This window comes from Synechococcus sp. 60AY4M2 (genome assembly GCF_002760375.1).
GTDB lineage: Bacteria > Cyanobacteriota > Cyanobacteriia > Thermostichales > Thermostichaceae > Thermostichus.
In genome coordinates, this window is record NZ_AUMZ01000001.1 from 1,781,498 (window position 1) to 1,799,138 (window position 17,641).

Genomic DNA, 17,641 nt, shown 5'->3' on the forward strand with positions numbered 1-17,641 from the left:
GGCTCACTCTCGACCCCTCTCCCACGGGGGGAGCTATTCCCAGCTCTGCAGTTGCCCTAGCCAAGCGGAGAGGCGGGATCCCACCTCTTCTCGACGCCTTTCAAGATTGGCTGCCGTCCAAATCAGAAGCAGGCCCAGCAGGATCCCAGTGGCCCAGAGCAGCAGCGCATCAGTTGTTACCAACAGCCATCCCTGCCGCAGGATCCCCAGCCCAAAGGCCAGCGTGCCCACGAAGAGATAGGCTCTTACCCGCAAGGCCAAGCCCAGCAGACCCAAGGCCAAACCCAACCCTACCGGCCAAAATCCCGTCCACCGTTGCCCGTGGGTTTCCACCAGCACCACCAGCAGCCATGTGCCCAAGGAAACCAGCCGCAGCCAATGCCGCCCCTGTCGCCCGCTGGCTTCCTGTAATCCCGGATCCACCTGGGCCACATAGAGCAGGGATCCCACCAGGGGCAGGGTATAGAACGTCAGGGAAGCCCAATCCTGATGCCAGCCGTAATTCCACAGGATCCAGTTGCTCAAGAACAGGCTGACATAGCCCAGGCGCACTTGGGATCTCCAGATAGCCAGCAGGGCATAGTAGGTTGCCCCCAGCAGCAGATTAAGGGTGTTATTTCCTCCCGCGGTTACCAGAAAAGCGGCCAGGGGCAGCACCAGGGCTGTATTCTGCCAAGGAGCCGCCGGCCAGCCCCACCGTCGCCAGGGCAAGCCGTGGTAAACCAGCCCCAGCCCACAGAGCAGGGATCCGGCCCATCGCGCTATGGATAGCTGCGGCAGCCCCAGGAACACACCGCCCAGCAGAACCCCAGCTCCTTGCCATGCACTGAGGTAACCCCAGACCGTTGGCACCCAATTTTGCTCTGTTGGAGATTCTAGAGTTGAGGTTCTCGCCTGTCCGGCGGCATAGGCCACCAGGCCGGATCCCGTCAGCACCCAGAGCCCCTTCCCCCAAGGGCTGAGAGCGAAACTCCAAAGGGCGAGGCTGGCCAAGCCCCAGTTGCCGGCACCTATCCGCTGCAGCCAGGCCGCTTTCAGCCGCAGGGTCGCCACCAGCCAAGATGGACAGAGGCAGTAGCCCACTGCCAAGAGCAGCCCTAGCAAAGCTGTCAGCACCGCCGCTTCGTCCTCCCAGAATTCCCCAGTTCGCTGGCCGAGAAAGTAGACCCAGCTCTCGTAGGCCGCCAGCGATATTCCGAAAGCTCCCAGGATCCCCTTCCGGTTGGTAGGAGGAGGGCCTTCCTGTTCGCGACAGGGGTGCTGCTCCGGTGACTGTCGGCGCCCCACGCCTAGCAGCACGATGGAGAGACCTAAGCTGCCCAGACCTGTCAGCTCGCTCCATTCGAGTTCGAGATGGGATCCCAGCCAGCCCAAGCCGGCATAGATCAGCGGCGCTGTCCCCCAGCAACTCAGAGCCTTGACCCGCTGCAGGAGTTGTCCCCCTGAGGACTCCGTCCCACCAGCGCGATCGGGCCGCTCAAAGAGGAGTTTTTCCGGCCCAATCCAAAAGAGGATCCCCAGGCTTAGATTGATGACGGCAAGCAGAGGGGCAACAGGACGGGATCCCTGCACAGCCCACAACACGCCGCTTGCCACCAACAGCTCCAAAGCCCAGATCAGCCCATAGGACAGCCCCTCCATTACAGACCATGAGATGGCCGACGAAGCCTCCTGACCGCTGCCGCCAGTTGAGACATCCTCCGCCCTGGAAGGAGACGGGCTTTCGCTCTCCAAGCCAGCAGGATGGACACCGCCGTCGCGATAAAAAGCGGGAGCCACTTCCACCCAAAGCCGCAAAACAATGGCCACCAGGACAGTCCCAGAGGCCAGGGTCAGAGCCACTGGGGAATCCAGGTACTTTCCACCACCGATGCGACCTGCTTCTGGCTGCAATGTCTGCAACGTTAGGGAAAGTAAAAGTACGATCCCCAGCAGAAAGCCAAAGCCATCCAGCACCGGTCGGTAAGCTGCCCGAAGGCGGGGAGAGAGGTAGTGGAACGGAGTCCCTAGGCTGTAGCGACAGCCGCTAGTGCTCCGCACCGCTGTCGCGAACAACAGCAGCACCCCCAAGGCCGTCAGCCATTCTGACTCCGTTAAAGCGGGGAACAGCCGATGGATTCCCACCAGACCGAACCCCCAGCCAAACGTCACTGTCAACAGCACCTCTGCTGGAACAACTGCGTTGGCGGTGTGGAGCTCATGGTCGGCGGAGGGGAAAGAGGCCCACACCCACACCTGAGTGGCCATCAGCAGCAACCCCAAGCCCAGACCCAGAAACTCAACCCCCGGCCTTCCAAAGGTGAGTAACTGGGCCAGCAAAAGGGAGAGAACTGCCGGGAAACGCAAAGACCCGCGCTCCGGGATCCCCTGCCGCCAGGAAAGGAATCCCACCTCCCCTTGCTCTGGGCTCTGCAGCCAGCGGGGCATGAACTCCAGGGGGGGCAGGGCCAATACCTGAGCTGCCGTTAAAGCAAGAGGCACCAGCAGCCACAGCCAGCCAAAGGATTGTTCACCCGTCGCAGACAACTCGGGGAGCCGTTGCAGCAAAAACGCCAAGTAGCTGGATCCCACCAGCACCAGCCCTATGCCATCTGCACTTCGCTGCCACAGCTCCGCAGGCACTCCCCAAAAAAAGCGCTCTGACCCACCCAGAGCTACCCGCCCTGCCCATTGCAATAGGCCCACCAGCAGCAGAACCACTCCCCAACTGGACAGGCTAGTGCTCCGCACCGCTGGCGCGAACAAGTCGGGCAAAAGCCAGCGGATCCCGGCCAGCAGCGCCCCCACTCCGTAGGCGTGGGTCAGGAGTACCCAAAGAAAGTTGGGAGTTTCTCCTGATCTGGACTTTTGTTGTAGCCACCAGGCCAGGATCCCGGCGCTCAAAAGCAAGTGCCAAAAGCGAATGGCCGGATAGGGAAGGCTCAAGAGCAGCAGGGATCCCCCTAGCCCCAAAACCAAGCGCTCTGTTGGTTCCACCAGCCCAGAAAAGTCTGTCTCACCGGCTTCTGGACCGCTCCTCTGCCAGCGGGCCGCCAACCCCAGCCACAGCACCTCGTAGGGCAGCAGCGCCAACCCCAGCAAGCCCCAAGGGGAATCAAGGGGCTGAAACCAGTTGGTTACTGTAGCTACAACCTCTTGCCGCCAGCTTGCTGGCCACACCTGCCAAAAAGCCCAGCAAGTTTCCAGGCCCAGCAAGAACAGCAACGTCAAATGCACCCTAAGGACTTCGTCCCGCTGGGGCGACTGGGTGTGTCGGCGCAAGCGCCCGATTAAGACATGGATCCCCAGCAGGCTAATCCCCAGCAACTGCCAGCCGCTGAAACGGCTCTCCGCCAAGCCAATGGCAGCCAGCAGCCAGCCCACCACCAACAGCACCCAGCTCCCCTCCCACCAGCGGGAGAGCATCCCCTCCTGAGCGCCTTCTGCTACGACGTCCGGGGATCCCTGGGGCCATTCCGCTGCTAGCCAACCCAACAGGGCCACCGCCAACCCCAACTGCGGCACTTGGACATGCCCAGACAGCAGCCCCCGTAGGATTAACAGGGATCCGGCAGCCCCGATTAGCCAGATCTTGGAGCCCCGTAATTCCCGAGACCGGCGGCTCCAGGTGTAAATCACGGTGCTGAGGATCCCCAGATACAGGATCCCCAGGACAAAAGCAGGGCGAAGCTCCTGCGGCCCCAAGCTCCAGAAAGCGTGCAAGCCAGAGAGGGCCAAAAAGTTCACCAAGGTTCCGTAAAAGGCATTGGGCTCCACACCGCTGTCGCGAAAGCCGGCACCTGAACCCAGCGAGCGCACCCGACCCTCAGCCGTCAACGGGATCCCCAGCAGCAAGCCCAGCGCCAGGATGCGGATCCCCCAAAGGATCCCCAGCCCATCCAGGGCCCACACGTTCACCGGCACCAGCAGCAGGGCAATAGCCTCCAAGGTTTGACCGGTTAGACGCAGCCCTTCCTGCCGTTGGATCCATCCAGCACCTACCCCAAAAGCCGCCGTATAGGCCAAGAGCACCCCATACTGAGCAGTTGGAGAAAATTGCTCCCAGTGGCTGGCCGCCAGCACCCCCGAGGACACCACCACCAAAAACAGGCCCAGCAGCAACAGCCAAGCCACGCTCAGCTCTGACAGCAAGTTCCGCAGCAAAACAGCCAGCGCCGAGGTAGGGGGGGGCAAGGACTCCGTCCGAGTAGCGCGAGTGGATTGAGGGGCAGCTTGGGGCTCTTCTCCCCCCTCGACCGCAGGTTCCTCAACCCCAGATCCGGCCAGGCGAGCATTTCTTTCTCGCACCATCCCTGGGATCCAAATCAAATCCAGGAGCTGTCCGATCCCCAGCAGCCCAAAGGTCAACAGCCAGAGCAAACCCGTCCGCCAGCGGCCCAGATAAAAACGGTGCAGGCCACAGATGCCAAACAAACCCAAAATCCAGAGCACGTAGGCCGAGCCAAGACGAGCCGGGATCTCGTCGCTGGGGGAAACTGCCGCTGACCTTGGTTCCTCCCCCTCTAGCCGATACTGCTCCACCAGCAAGCGAAAGTGCTCTGGAGTCAGCAAGCTCAGCTCCAGCCAGGCCCGCAAACCCTGCAAGACTTGCTGCCGGGATCCCTGAACGGTGAGCTCCAAAAGGACTTGCTCCGAGGAGGGCGAGCGGTCAGATTGCAGCTCCTCTGCTCCTGGAGGCAAGAGGTGATCCTGGGATCCCATGGCCAGATTCCTTGAGCAAAAGGCTTGGGGCTACTGCTACTCTAAGCCTTGCTCTGTCCGGTTGCCATGCTGTTCTCAAATCCTTCTCTTGCTCCGGCAGAGTGTCAGTTCCTGCTGATGCGACCAGCCCTCTAAACCTCAGTCGGGATCCCTGGGATCTCGCCGCTGTGAGTGCTGCGCAAGACGGGAAGCGTCATCATCTGTCCCAGGCGTGAAACGGTGAGCTCCGCCGCCGGAATGGGTTCCGAGACCTGTCCGCCGCTGAACACCATCACTCGGTCGCTGTACTGCAGGATCTCGTCCAAATCCGCCGAGGCAAAAAGAATAGCCGTACCCGCTTGGGTGCGTTCCAGCAATTGCCCCCAGACCCACAGCGCCGACTCGATGTCCAACCCTCGCGTTGGGTGCTCCATCAGCAAAAGACTCAGGGGTGTGGGCAAGAGAGCCAACTGACTGCGCTGTTGGTTGCCCCCCGAGAGTTGCTCCACCCGGCTGTAGGGGTGACCCCGAATGCTGAAGTGTTCGATGGCCGCTTGGGTCTGCTGACGGGCCAGAGCCCAGTTGATCCAGGGATCCTGCTGCTGGAGGGCAAAATGCTCCTGCAAGGTTAAGCCGGGGATCAGCCCTTCCCGCAGCCGATCCGCCGGAGAAAACCCCACCCCACAGCGCAGATAGTCGCCGTAAGGACGGCCTGTCATCTCCTGCCCCCCCAACAGAATCCGGCCACGCCTGGGCGGCAACAACCCTGCACAGGTGAGCAGGAAAGAGCGTTGCCCACTGCCTTCCAAACCGGCCAACCCAATCACTTCCCCCGGCTGCACCGCCAGATCTGGCAAAGCCAAGGCAAACGGCTCATGCCGCACCACCAGGGAGCGCAACTCCAACAGGGGATCCGCTCTCCTTTGCGGAGAATGGGGCCGAGCTGGGGGTGTCAACTCCCGCCCGAACATCCAATCGATCAACTGCTGTTCCAACAGGGCAATGTCTTCACCCCTAACAGGCAGCTCCCCTACCACCTCCCCCTGCCGCATCACCGTCACCCGATCGCAAAGGCACTCCACATCGGCCAGCTTGTGGGAGACGAAGATCACCGATTTGCCCTGCTCCGCCAACCTTCTCAGAGCCGCGAACAGAAGATCTTTTTGCGCTGCAGAAATGCCCGTCGTTGGCTCATCCAAAATCAAGGTGTTGATCCCCAGGGAAAGCAACCGCAGCATTTCCAGTTGTTGCCGTTCCCCCACCGTCAAGCTGCCGATGGCTCCATCGGGGTTGAGGTTGAAACCAAACTCTTCACAGGCTTTCTCAAGACGTTTCCGGCTTTCTCGCAGCCCCAAACCCAAGCGCCCCCGCTGCCCGGCAATAAAGTTTTCTAGTACCGTCAGAGAAGGAAAATCCAAGGGATCCTGGTGCAACATGCCAATGCCCAGACGAATGGCCGCTGCAGGGCTGTTGATGCGAACCGGTTGCCCATCAATCCAAATCTCCCCCTGATCGCAGCGCAGAAAGCCGCTCAGGATCTTAACTAAGGTACTTTTGCCGGCCCCATTCTCCCCAAGCAGGCCGTGGATTGTGCCCGCCTCCACCCGCAAGGACACATCGCGGTTCGCCTGTACCGCCCCAAAACGCTTGTGGATGTGCAGCAGCTCGACCTTCATTCTGCTCATAGTAACCTGCCTCCCCAGAAAATCCCCAAGAATACAGTTGCTGAGGTTGCAAGTGCTGGTGCTACGATAGCGACAGCTCGCCGTTAGGCGTTGGCTGCGGACGAGTTCAGCATCGATCTGTGGTTCGCCCTGCACCCCTTCTTCGCCCTTCCCCCCTGCCACCCATCTCGGATAGCAACCGCCTCAAAATCTTCTCAGGCAGCGCTAACCCGGCTCTGGCTCAAGAGGTGGCGCGTTACTTGGGCATGGATCTGGGCCCGATGTTGCGCAAGCGCTTTGCCGATGGCGAGCTGTACATCCAAATTCAGGAGTCGATTCGGGGTGCCGATGTCTACTTGGTGCAGCCCACCTGCCGCCCGGTCAACGATCACCTGATGGAGCTGTTGGTGATCATCGACGCCTGCCGCCGCGCCTCGGCCCGCCAGATCACCGCCGTCTTGCCCTACTACGGCTACGCCCGCGCCGACCGCAAAACCGCCGGACGGGAAGCCATCACCGCCAAGCTGGTGGCCAACATGATCACCCAGGCGGGAGCCCACCGGGTGCTGGCCATGGATCTCCACTCGGCCCAGATCCAGGGCTACTTCGACATCCCCCTCGACCACGTCTATGCCCAGCCGGTTCTGCAGGCCTACCTCAAAGAAAAAGGCCTGCTCGACGAGGATATTGTGGTCGTCTCTCCCGATGTAGGGGGAGTAGCGCGGGCTCGCGCCTTTGCCAAAAAACTCAAGGAAGCCCCGCTGGCGATTATCGACAAGCGCCGCCAGGCCCACAACGACGTGGAAGTCATGAACCTCATTGGCGATGTGCGCGGTAAAATCGCCATCCTTGTGGATGACATGATCGATACGGCGGGCACCATTTCCGAAGGGGCAAAGTTGCTGCGCAAGTCGGGAGCCAAGGCGGTTTACGCTTGCGCCATTCACCCGGTCTTTTCCGATCCCGCCATCGAACGCCTGCAGGGCGGGCTGTTTGAAGAGGTGATCGTCACCAACACCATCCCCATCCCTCCAGAGCGGCATTTTCCAGGCTTAACCGTCCTCTCGGTGGCGAGCGTGCTGGGAGAAGCGATCTGGCGCATTCACGAAGACAGCTCCGTCAGCAGCATGTTTCACTAAAGTTTCTCCAGAGCATCGCTAAAGTATAGATAGGGGGTGCAGAACGGGCGTACCTGGAGGGGATCCCTTGCTTTTTGCCCTGTGAAGACCAACTCAACAGGTACCCCCCATCTATCCTGATGGACTGGGTAGAGCTAGCTTCCCAGCCGAGTTTTTCCCATGTCGCCTCCCATTTCTAGGTCACCAAGATCCGTTGTGAACGGTTGTGTTGCCGGGCAGGCCGCCGCCAGGGAAGAGCTGTCCCTTCCAACTGAACTGAAGACAGAGTCCGCTGCGGCGCTGTACCCGCTGTTGCAATTGCTGGGGCAACTGCTGAACGTACCCTGGGTCTATCTAGAACTGGTCCAGCCGGGATCCCATTCCGACTCGCCTGCAAAAGGGATCCTCTACCCCAACCCCCAGCAGATCCCCGGCAACGAGCCGCCCAACCCCATCGGCGGATCTTGGCCCTTTCAGGAAGCCTTTCCCCTGCTGGATGAGGGAGGGAGGCGGCTGGCAACACTTTACCTGCTGGGGGAGCGCCCCCGCCAACTGAGCCTCCCCGAACGGGGACAGATCGACCTCATCGCCCTTAGCCTGCGACACATCCTGCTCCAGGCCCAGGAGCAGCGACAAGCCCTCGAGCAGCTCCAGACGCAACTGCAGCACAGCCGCAGCACCGCCGCCCGCTACCAGCCGATCTTCGAGAACGCCGTCGAAGGGATTTTTCAAACCACTCCAGAAGGGAAATATCTGGTGGCCAACCCGGCTCTGGCCCATATTTTCGGCTACGAATCCCCGGAAGATTTGATGCGCCACGTCTCCGATATCGGCACTCAGATCTACGGCGATCCAGAGCAGCGATCTGAGTTCGTACAGCGCATGCTGAAGGAAGGCCAGGTCGTGCACGCGGAGCAGCAGGTCTGCCGCAAGGACGGCAAAAAAATCTGGATTTCTTTAAACGCCCGCGCCCTGTACAACGAGCAGGGGGAGCCCCTCTATTTTGAAGGGTTTGTTACCGATATTACAGCCTCCCGCCAGCTTAAAGAACGGCAACAGCAACTGGAAGAAGCCCGCAGAGAGAGCGAACATCGTTTTTTGCAACTGGCTGAGAACAGCCAGCAACTGTTTTGGATTTCAACGCTCTGCGGCAAAGAGCTGATTTACGTCAGCCCCGCCTGTGAAGCCATTTGGGGCCTTTCCCCTGCAGAGGCCTACGCCAATCCCCAGGCCTGGATGCGCCGCATTCACCCTGACGATCGCTGGCTGTTCCCCGCCATTTTTCAAGCCCAACTTCAGGGCCAACCCACCGATGTGGTTTTTCGCCTCTGCCGCCCCGATGGCCGCCTCCTCTGGCTGCGAGAACGCACCTTTCCCATCCTCGACAAAGAGGGCAAGGTCTACCGGGTGGCAGGGATCGCCGAAGACATCACCGAGTCCAAGCAACTGGAAGCCGAACGTCGTCGTATAGAGCAAGCCTGGCAACAGAGCGCCAATCATTTCCGGCAGATCTTTGAGCTGGCTCCCAACGGCATTGCTCTGGTGGATCTGCAGGGGCGATTTATCCAGGTCAACGAGGCCTTTGCCCAGATCGTCGGCTACACCCCCGAAGAGTTGCAGCGTCGGCAACAACTGGACATCCTCCACCCCGACGATGTCAACCAACTGCTGGCGGCTAACGAGGCTCTCTTGACACGCAAAGTCTCCATCAGCCAGCGGCAGATTCGCTACATCCACCGTTCCGGCCAAGTTGTCCATGTGCTGTTCCAGGCCGCCCTGCTTACCGATGGAGCCGGCCAGCCCACCCAGTTTCTCAACCAGGTGATCGACATCAGCGCCCGCGTCGAGGCAGAAGTGGCCCTCAAAGAAAGCGAAGAACGCTTCCGCCAATCCTTTGAGTGGTCCCCCATCGCCAAGGCCATGACCCACCTGGATGGCACCTATTTTCAAATCAACGCCGCCTTTACCGAAACCCTGGGCTACACCCTAGAAGATCTCGAGGGGAAAACCGTCCTCGACATCACCCATCCCGACGACATCGCCGTCACCTTGGAGAGCACCAACCGCCTGCTGGCCGGCGAGGTGCACCACTGCGAACAGGAGCAACGCTACATTCACAAGAACGGGCAAATTGTCTATGCCCTTCTCCGCATCACCCTGGTGCGCACCGCCCAAGGGGATCCCAGCTACTTTCTCAGCCAAATTTTGGACATTACCGAGCGCAAGCAAGCCGAGGCAGCCCTTCGCCAAAGCGAGCTGAGTTTGCGGGGCATCTTTGAGCAGTCGGCCCTGGGCATTTCCATCGTCGATAGGCAGGGCCGTTACCTCAAGGTGAACCCCGCCCTGGAAGAGATCCTTGGCTACAGCGGCGCCGAATTGGTCAACAAGAGCTTCTGCGACCTCACCCACCCGGACGACCTCGAGGAAGATTGGCGACTCTTCCAGGAAGTTTTGAACGGCCAACGGGATCGCTACCACCTGGAAAAACGCTATATCCACCGCAGCGGCAAGGTGGTTTGGTGTCGCCTGGCAGTCTCAGCAGTGCGGGATCCCGAAGGCAAAAACCTCTTCATCATCGGCATCTCTGAAGACATTACCGAAGAAAAACGGGCGGAGCTGCAGATTCAGGCGGCCCTGCAGGAAAAAGAGATTCTGCTGCGGGAGATCCACCACCGCGTCAAAAATAACCTGCAAATCATCTCCAGCCTGCTGCGGCTCCAGGCGGATCAAATCAAAAGCCACAAGTATGCCCGCGTTTTTAAGGACGCCGGCAGCCGCATTCAGGCGATGTCTTTGATCCACGAGGGCCTGTACCAGTCCAACAACCTGGCTGCTGTGGATTTGAGGCAGTACCTCCACAATTTAATTTCTAATCTTTTCCACTCCTACGGCGTGAACCCCGAGATCATTCGCGCCAGCATCCGCGCCGAAGGGATCCGCCTCAACCTCGATGAGGCAGTTTTGTGTGGCCTGATCATCAACGAGCTGGTCACCAACAGCCTCAAATACGCCTTTCCCAAAGGCCGCAGCGGCCAGATCGACGTCCACTTTAAGCAAACCCGTACTTATACTCAGTTGCGCGTCTCTGACAACGGCATTGGCCTGCCCAGCAACTTCGATTTCAAGGAAACTCAATCTTTGGGTTTACAACTGGTTGCAACTCTCACCGATCAGCTCCAGGGCAAGATAGAATTGAGAAACAAGTCGGGTACCACTTTCATCATTACCTTTCCGAGGAGCCAGCCTTGAAGAAAGTTCCCATGCTTGCCAAAGGCAGCATTCTGGTTGTCGAAGACGAGAAGATCATCGCCAAGGATATCGCCAACGTCCTGAAAAAATTTGGCTATGCGGTGCCGGCCATCGCGTCCTCTGGCGAAGAAGCGATCCGATGGCTGGAGGAAATGTCGGTGGACTTGGTCTTGATGGACATCGTTTTGAAAGGGGATCTCGACGGTATTGAAGCCGCCAAGCGGATCGCCGAGCGCTTCAACATTCCGGTGGTGCACCTGACGGCCTACGCTGATGAGGACACTCTCTCTCGCGTTAAGGAGACACAGCCTTTTGGCTACATCATCAAACCTTTCAAAGAGCGGGAGCTCTACACCGCCATCGAAATTGCCTTGCACAACCACCGGCAGAGCCTAGAAAGCCGCAGGCTGGAGGAGAAAAGGCTGGAGGAGCTGCGACAGAAGCTGCAGCAGTTGCAGCAGTTTGCAGAGGTCAAGGGCACTTTGTTCAAGAAGTTCTTGCAAGATCTGAGTGAGCCCCTCTCGAACCTCAAGTTTGCCCTAGGATTGCTCAAGGAGGCAGAGTCGGAGCAGAAGCGGCAGCACTACCTACGGGTGCTGGAGGAAGAGTTTCACCGCGAGCTGGAACTGATTCATCAGACTTCTAACCTGGAAGATTTGCTAAACCTGGAAAATGTCGGCCTGCTGAGCCAGTTTAGCTTGTTGCGGGCCCAGGAGCCCAGCCGGAGTCGCCTGCTAGAAGGGGAGAAGCCGCCAGCCACAGCTACGGCTACCCTCTCCGAGCCCCCCGCAGCGGCGGCCTGTCCTGCCCCGCCGCCCAGCCCTGCCGCTGCCGAGGAGGCGATTACAGTGCCGCGGGCGACGCTGCGCCCCCTCAACCAAACTCAGTTGGCAGAGCGGCTGGGGGTGGTGGTCTCCGCCATCACCTACTGGAAGTTCAAGAGTGGGTTTCCCGAGTGGAGCCGCAGCCGGGATCCGGACGGCATTGCTTGGCACTACTCGCCCGATTCCAAGCGCTTTTCGCCCGTGCCTTAGCTAGCGCTGCACGACTTCCAGGCGCACCGGCGCCAGCCCCGAGCGCACCATCCCCAGGGCCTCCGCCGCCCGCAGGGAAAGGTCGATGATCCGACCGGGGATGAAGGGGCCGCGATCGTTGATGCGCACGACAGCCTGGCGCCCGTTGTCCAGGTTGGTTACCCGCACCTCGGTGCCGAAGGGGAGGGTGGGATGGGCAGCTGTCATCTCGTGGCGGGTGGGGTGCAGGTCATACCAGGAGGCGATCCCTTCTTGCACAGGCCCGACCACTCGGACAGAGTCCGGTTGCGCCTGGGCCTGAGTTTCTGATCGGCGGGCAGCGGTGGCTTTGGCGGCAGTCAGGGTGGCCGGCTGGGGCAGGGCCGAAGGGGCAAGAGGAGGGGCATCCAGCAGCAGACGGCGCAGACGATTGGCAGCCAAAACCGCTGTATCCACCGGGCGTTGGTTATCCAGCAGCAGCACTCCTTCGTCGATGCGCAGCAATTCCTCGTCGTTTACCCGAACCGCGTAGAGGGGATCCCCGGATTGGGGCTCTGCCCAAGCCAGAGTAATGGTCGTGTCCTTCAGGGATCCCTGGGCCATTTGGTTGAGCCGGGCCACGAGGGAGCTGGCCCGCAGCAGCGGCGACTCCAACCCGGGCTGCTCGACAAAGCTGACAACGGGGAGATCCCGAACGTAGACGGTGACCACCTGCCGCCCGTCCATCTGGTAGTCGTAGAGGGTGGAGACAGGCTGGCTGGACGACTGCTGCTGTTCGCCGATCTTGAGGATGGGCTCTTCCATTGGCCGAGAAGGGATTGCCCGGCGAGCCAGGGAAAGAGACTGCGAGTGTTGGGGGTTCAAGGTGCCGAGTTTGGCTGGCGGGGGAGCGTTGGGTTGGGGGGGAGAGACAAGGTCAGTTGCCGGGGAGAGGGAGTGGGTTTTGGGGGATAGCTGGGTTGCTCTGGCACTAGGGGAGCCGCTGCGAGTTGAGGCTTGCGCCCGCGAGGTTGGGCTGCCCAACATACCTGCCGGCAAGCTGAAGGCCGTAACACAGAGACAGCCGACCAAGCCCACTTGGCGGGCGGGAGCCAGTCCCTGTCCAAGCCGCTTCCAATTTCGCATGAGGCCGCGCTCCTCTCGAAACTCCTGTACAACGTCCAATGCGACAGTAAAACAGAAGTTAATGTACCATAGGTTTCGAAGTTGACAAGCTTGCCCGGCCAAGGGCAAAAGCCCAAGTCCCGTCAGCATAAGGATTTTCGGCATCTTGGACTACCGCTCAGCAGGGGTTGACATTGAACTCGGACGCGCTTTTGTCAAGGGGATCCGGGAGCGCGTTGAAGGCTCTCAAGCTCAGTCTTCAGGTTCTTCAGGAACCTTGGGCGGCATTGGCGGCTTTGCCGGCTTGTTGGAGCTACCGGCGGGCTACCGGGCCCCGGTTCTGGTTGCCGGCACTGATGGAGTGGGCACCAAGCTGGAGATCGCCCAGCAGTGGGGGCAGCACCGCGGCGTGGGCATCGACCTGGTGGCCATGTGTGTCAACGATGTGCTGACGGTGGGGGCCAGGCCGCTGTTTTTCCTGGACTACATTGCCACCGGCAAGCTGGAGCCGGAAGCGCTTTGGCAGGTGATCGACGGCATCTTGGAGGGCTGCCAGGAGGCCGGCTGCCAACTCCTGGGGGGGGAGACGGCAGAGATGCCGGGGTTTTACCCGCCCGGCAAGTACGACCTGGCGGGTTTTTGCGTCGGGATCGTCGAGAGGGCAGACGTTCTCGACAGCTCGCGGGTGCAGCTTGGGGATCGGTTGTGGGCCTTGCCCAGCAGCGGGTTGCACAGCAACGGCTTTAGCCTGGTGCGGCGCATTGTGGCCGAGCGGGGCTGGCCTTGGGATCACCAACCCCCTGGCTGGGATCGGCCTTTGGCGGAGGTCTTTCTCACTCCCACCCGCATCTATGTCCAGGCAGTGCAGCGGCTGCAGGCAGCAGGGATCCCCCTCCACGGCATGGCCCACATCACCGGCGGCGGCATCCCAGAAAACTTGCCCCGCTGTTTGGCTCCGGAGCAGGCGGCGCGGCTAGAGCCCCACAGTTGGCCCATCCCACCGGAGTTTCTCTGGCTGCAGGAGCAAGGCCAAGTGGAGACCTTGGAGATGTTCAACACCTTCAACCTGGGGGTAGGCTATGTGCTGGTGATCCCTCCTGAGGCGGAAAATCGGCTGAGATCCCTGCTCCCCGAAGCCTTTCCCATTGGCGAGGTGGTGCCGGCCCGCCCAGGGGAGAGCCGGGTCTTGGGGCTGGAGGAGTGGGGATCCTTGGTACCTTGAGTCCCCACCAAAGGGGGGAAGGAGCTGGCTGTGTTTGCGGATCCCTGCCGCTGCTGTGCTAAGTTTGCTGATGGCCTCGGCGCTGCTGCCTCTGTTGCTCTCAACCTCCGCCTATTTCACAAGAGAAGGGCTGCGCGCTTTCCCATCTCCGGACTTGGGCTGTTGGCCAACTCCCGCTGACCCTCTAGGTTAGGAGCCGCCGATGACAGGTTTATCCACTGCTCCTGCAACCAAGGCTGCCATCGAAGTGGAACATCTGAGCAAAACCTACGGCAGCTTTACGGCCATCCGCGACATCTCTTTCCAGGTCAACGCCGGCGAGATCATGGGGTTTCTGGGGCCCAACGGCGCCGGCAAAACCACTTCTATGCGCATTTTGGCTGGCTATTTGCCTGCCAGCGAGGGGACGGCGCGGGTGGCCGGGTTCGATGTGCATGAAAACCCTATGGCGGTGCGGCAGCGCATCGGCTACCTGCCAGAAAACCCGCCCCTCTACCCGGACATGACGGTGGAGAGCTACCTGGACTTTGTCGCCCAGATCAAACGGGTCAGCGCCGGGGATCGGCCGCGACGGGTGGACGAGGTGATCCGCCGCTGCAGCCTGGAAGACAAGCGCCACACCTTGATCCGCAAGCTCTCCAAGGGGTACAAGCAGCGGGTGGGCCTGGCCCAGGCCCTGGTGCACGACCCGCCGGTGATCATCCTGGACGAGCCCACGATTGGGCTGGATCCCAAGCAAATTATCGAGGTGCGCAACCTCATCAAGAGCCTGGCAGGAGAGCACACCATCATCCTCTCCACCCACATCCTGCCGGAGGTGAGCATGACCTGCGACCGGGTGGTGATCATCAACCGCGGCCAGGTGGCGGCCATTGGCACGCCCGCCGAGCTGACGGCCCAGCTTCAGGATCGGCAGCAGGCGAAGCTGGTGGTGGGCGCTCCTGAGGAAACGGCCATCCGAGCGGCCCTGCAGAACCTGCCCCAGGTGGAGGTGGTGAGCTTGCAGGCCCTGGGATCCGATCCCCCTCGCTGGCAGGTGCACCTGAAGAGCCATGTTTCTGCAGAAGGCTGGATCCCGGAGGTGGCCAGGGCCCTGGTACAGGCGGGGATCGACCTCTACGAGATCGGCCGTCCCCAGGCTTCTTTGGAGGAGATTTTCCTGCAGCTCACTACCCAAGAGGGATCCGAAGGCGCGTTGGAGGAAGCGGCATGAACGGCGTGGTTGCCATTTTTCGCAAAGAGCTGCGCGGCTACTTCACCTCCCCCATTGCCTACGTGGTGGCGGCGGTGTTCTGGGGACTGGCGGGGTTTTTCTTCGTCAACATCTTGGTGCGGGTGATCAACTTCTCGCAGCAGGTGGATCTCTTTGCCCAGTTTGGCCAAGAGAACCCTTTTGATGCCGCCACCATCCTGTCGCAGCAGTTTCTCAATCTGCTGGGCACGCTTTCCTTATTTTTATTGCCCATCTTTACCATGAGCTCCTACGCCGAGGAGCGGCGGCGGGGCACCATGGAGCTGCTGGCCACTTCCCCCATCACCAACCTAGAGGTGGCCCTGGGCAAGTGGCTGGCGGTCTGGGTGTTTTTCATCACGCTGCTGCTGCCGCCGCTGGTCTACCACGTGCTGGTGCTGAGTAGCGCCAACCCAGCAGTGGACTACCGCCTGACCCTGATGGGCTATGTGGGGCTTGCTCTGCTGGCCGGCAGCGTCATGGCCCTGGGGTTGTTCATCTCTTCCCTGACCGACAGCACCCTTATTGCGGCGGTGGCTACCTTTGGGCTGATCCTGCTGCTCTGGGTCATCGACGCGGCAGCCGGCCAGGAGAGCAACTGGATTGCCGCCACTCTGAGGCATGTCTCGCTGCTGCAGCAGTACAGCAACTGGGTGCAAGGGATCCTCAGCAGCAGCAGTGTTGTCCTTTTCCTCAGCATCATCGTGCTGGGGCTGTTTGCCACGGTGCAATCGGTGGAAAGCCTGCGCTGGCAGCAGAGCTAGGGTTGCGTTGGGAGGAGTGCGGTGATGAAAGCTTGGCAGGCATTGGCAGATTGGACGGGGATCGTCGGCCTTGGCGTCGTGGCCATCGGCCTGCTGGTGGGAGCTGCCCTCACCGGCTGGACGGCGGTGCCCCTGAGCCTGATGGCCACGGGCTTGGCCCTGGTGGTGGTTTGGGGCCTCACCCACCGGAAGGAAGTGAGCCTGTTCCTGGGCCTGCGCTCCACCCAGACCAACGCCAACATCCTGGTGGCGGCGGCGGCGATGGCCGTGATCTTGGTGTTGCTCAACGTCGTGGCGGTGCGCTACGACCTGCGCCTGGATCTCACGGAAGAGGGGCTGTTTACCCTCTCCCCCCAGACGCGGCAATTGGTGCAAGGGCTGGCCCAGCCAATGAAAGTCTGGGTGGTCACCACCGCCCCCGATCCCAACCTGCGGGAACAGCTGGAGCGCTACCGCCGCCTCAACCCCGAGCGCTTCCAGTTTGAGTTTGTGGATCCCAACCGCGATCCCCTCACTGTCCAGCGGCTGCAGGTTACCCAAAATAACACCCTGGTGGTCGAATCGGGCAATAACCGCCAACAACTGCCCCAGCCGCCCGCCCCTGAGCTGGAGAGTAAGCTCACCCCTGTGCTGGCCAAGGTGGTTAACCGCGGCGAAGTGGTGGCCTATTTTGTACAGGGGCATGGGGAGGTGAGCCTGGAAGCTCGCGAGGGCACCCCAACCCTGGCCCAGGCGGTGGCAGCCCTCGGCCAGGAGGGCTACCGGGTGGAGCCGCTGAACCTGGTGCAGTCGCAGATCCCAGAGGGGGCGGATGTGTTGGTCTTGGCAGGGCCGCAGCGGGCTCTCTTCCCCGGCGAGGTGGAGAAGCTGCAGGACTACCTGGCCAAAGGGGGGCGGCTGCTGCTCTTGATTGGGCCACGGGTGGATGCCGGCCTGGATCCCTTGCTGGAGGAGTGGGGCGTGGTTTTGGGGGATGACTTCATCATTGAGGTGAGCAGCGTCAGCCAGCTTTTGGGCACGGGGCCGGCGGTGGCCCTGGTTACCACCTACGGGGATCACCCCATCACCGCTCCCCTGGCAGAACAGCGGCTGATGACCCTCTTCCCCCTGGCCCGTTCTGTAGACACTGAGGTCCGCGAAGGGATCCAGGCCACGCCTCTGCTGCGCACCAGCCCGCAGAGCTGGGGAGAGACCAGCCCCAACCTAGAGGCCGGCCCGCTGCAATTTGACCCGGATCAAGACAAGCCCGGCCCCCTGACCCTGGGCGTAGCCCTGACCCGCCAGGTGAAAGGCGATCAGAAGACCTCAGAATCCCAGGAGGGGCCGACCGAGGCTCGGCTGGTGGTGATCGGCAACGTCAACTTCGCCCTCGACGGCAACCTGAGGCAGCAGGGGAACCGCGATCTCTTCCTCAACACCCTCAACTGGCTCACTGAGCGAACCGAACAGATCTCCATTCGCCCCAAATCCATCACCGACCGCCGTCTTGCCGTGACCGGCCAGAACTTCCGCTGGCTGGTGCTGGGATCGACGGTGCTCCTGCCGCTGGTGGCGTTGGGATCGGGGGCCGTGCTCTGGTGGCAAAGACGATAGGGC

10 protein-coding genes are annotated in these 17,641 nt (G+C 61.1%); 7 read left to right on the plus strand and 3 right to left on the minus strand.

Features of this window, described 5'->3' with window-relative positions; translation table 11 throughout:
* Nucleotides 1-33: 33 nt before the first annotated feature.
* Both SYN60AY4M2_RS07820 and SYN60AY4M2_RS07825 read right to left on the minus strand, forming a co-directional pair.
* Nucleotides 34-4,701 (minus strand): TM2 domain-containing protein, encoded by a 4,668-nt coding sequence (locus tag SYN60AY4M2_RS07820; protein WP_099812658.1) that lies wholly within the window; start codon nt 4,699-4,701, stop codon nt 34-36.
* 131 nt (nt 4,702-4,832) lie between these two features.
* Nucleotides 4,833-6,365 carry an ATP-binding cassette domain-containing protein gene (locus SYN60AY4M2_RS07825; protein ID WP_099812659.1) on the minus strand — a complete coding sequence of 511 codons (1,533 nt, stop codon included), beginning with the start codon at nt 6,363-6,365 and terminating at the stop codon, nt 4,833-4,835.
* A 119-nt stretch (nt 6,366-6,484) separates the two neighbouring features.
* Between SYN60AY4M2_RS07825 and SYN60AY4M2_RS07830 the strand changes: the two genes are divergently transcribed.
* The 3 genes from SYN60AY4M2_RS07830 (at nt 6,485) to SYN60AY4M2_RS07840 (ending at nt 11,745) form a co-directional block, all read left to right on the plus strand.
* Nucleotides 6,485-7,483 carry a ribose-phosphate pyrophosphokinase gene (locus tag SYN60AY4M2_RS07830; RefSeq protein ID WP_011431657.1) on the plus strand — a complete coding sequence of 333 codons (999 nt, stop codon included), beginning with the start codon at nt 6,485-6,487 and terminating at the stop codon, nt 7,481-7,483.
* A 195-nt stretch (nt 7,484-7,678) separates the two neighbouring features.
* The gene (locus SYN60AY4M2_RS07835) at nt 7,679-10,711 is read left to right on the plus strand and encodes a PAS domain S-box protein (protein ID WP_240527771.1); all 3,033 of its coding nucleotides are present in this window, start codon (nt 7,679-7,681) and stop codon (nt 10,709-10,711) included.
* Nucleotides 10,712-10,722: 11 nt separating this feature from the next.
* Nucleotides 10,723-11,745: a response regulator gene (locus SYN60AY4M2_RS07840; RefSeq protein ID WP_011431655.1), complete on the plus strand. Its 1,023-nt coding sequence runs from the start codon at nt 10,723-10,725 to the stop codon at nt 11,743-11,745.
* Here the strand turns inward: SYN60AY4M2_RS07840 and SYN60AY4M2_RS14645 are convergent, their stop codons facing one another.
* The gene (locus SYN60AY4M2_RS14645) at nt 11,746-12,849 is read right to left on the minus strand and encodes a septal ring lytic transglycosylase RlpA family protein (RefSeq protein ID WP_099812662.1); all 1,104 of its coding nucleotides are present in this window, start codon (nt 12,847-12,849) and stop codon (nt 11,746-11,748) included.
* 145 nt (nt 12,850-12,994) lie between these two features.
* Between SYN60AY4M2_RS14645 and purM the strand changes: the two genes are divergently transcribed.
* The 4 genes from purM (at nt 12,995) to SYN60AY4M2_RS07865 (ending at nt 17,638) form a co-directional block, all read left to right on the plus strand.
* Nucleotides 12,995-14,050 carry a phosphoribosylformylglycinamidine cyclo-ligase gene (gene purM, locus SYN60AY4M2_RS07850; protein WP_011431653.1) on the plus strand — a complete coding sequence of 352 codons (1,056 nt, stop codon included), beginning with the start codon at nt 12,995-12,997 and terminating at the stop codon, nt 14,048-14,050.
* A 202-nt stretch (nt 14,051-14,252) separates the two neighbouring features.
* Nucleotides 14,253-15,263, plus strand: a complete 1,011-nt coding sequence (locus tag SYN60AY4M2_RS07855) for an ABC transporter ATP-binding protein (RefSeq protein ID WP_099812663.1) — start codon at nt 14,253-14,255, stop codon at nt 15,261-15,263.
* Nucleotides 15,260-16,045 (plus strand): ABC transporter permease, encoded by a 786-nt coding sequence (locus SYN60AY4M2_RS07860; RefSeq protein WP_011431651.1) that lies wholly within the window; start codon nt 15,260-15,262, stop codon nt 16,043-16,045. The genes SYN60AY4M2_RS07855 and SYN60AY4M2_RS07860 overlap by 4 nt, the downstream gene beginning before the upstream one ends.
* 24 nt (nt 16,046-16,069) lie before the next feature.
* Complete coding sequence (locus SYN60AY4M2_RS07865) at nt 16,070-17,638, plus strand: Gldg family protein (RefSeq protein ID WP_099812664.1); 1,569 nt, start codon at nt 16,070-16,072, stop codon at nt 17,636-17,638.
* The last annotated feature ends 3 nt before the right edge of the window (nt 17,639-17,641 follow it).

Coding starts and splice junctions, on each gene's coding strand:
- SYN60AY4M2_RS07855 (WP_099812663.1), top strand. CDS start 14,253: ATGACAGGTTTATCCACTGCTCCTGCAACCAAGGCTGCCATCGAAGTG.
- SYN60AY4M2_RS07820 (WP_099812658.1), bottom strand. CDS start 4,701: ATGGGATCCCAGGATCACCTCTTGCCTCCAGGAGCAGAGGAGCTGCAA.
- SYN60AY4M2_RS07840 (WP_011431655.1), top strand. CDS start 10,723: ATGCTTGCCAAAGGCAGCATTCTGGTTGTCGAAGACGAGAAGATCATC.
- SYN60AY4M2_RS07825 (WP_099812659.1), bottom strand. CDS start 6,365: ATGAGCAGAATGAAGGTCGAGCTGCTGCACATCCACAAGCGTTTTGGG.
- SYN60AY4M2_RS07865 (WP_099812664.1), top strand. CDS start 16,070: ATGAAAGCTTGGCAGGCATTGGCAGATTGGACGGGGATCGTCGGCCTT.
- SYN60AY4M2_RS07860 (WP_011431651.1), top strand. CDS start 15,260: ATGAACGGCGTGGTTGCCATTTTTCGCAAAGAGCTGCGCGGCTACTTC.
- SYN60AY4M2_RS14645 (WP_099812662.1), bottom strand. CDS start 12,849: ATGCGAAATTGGAAGCGGCTTGGACAGGGACTGGCTCCCGCCCGCCAA.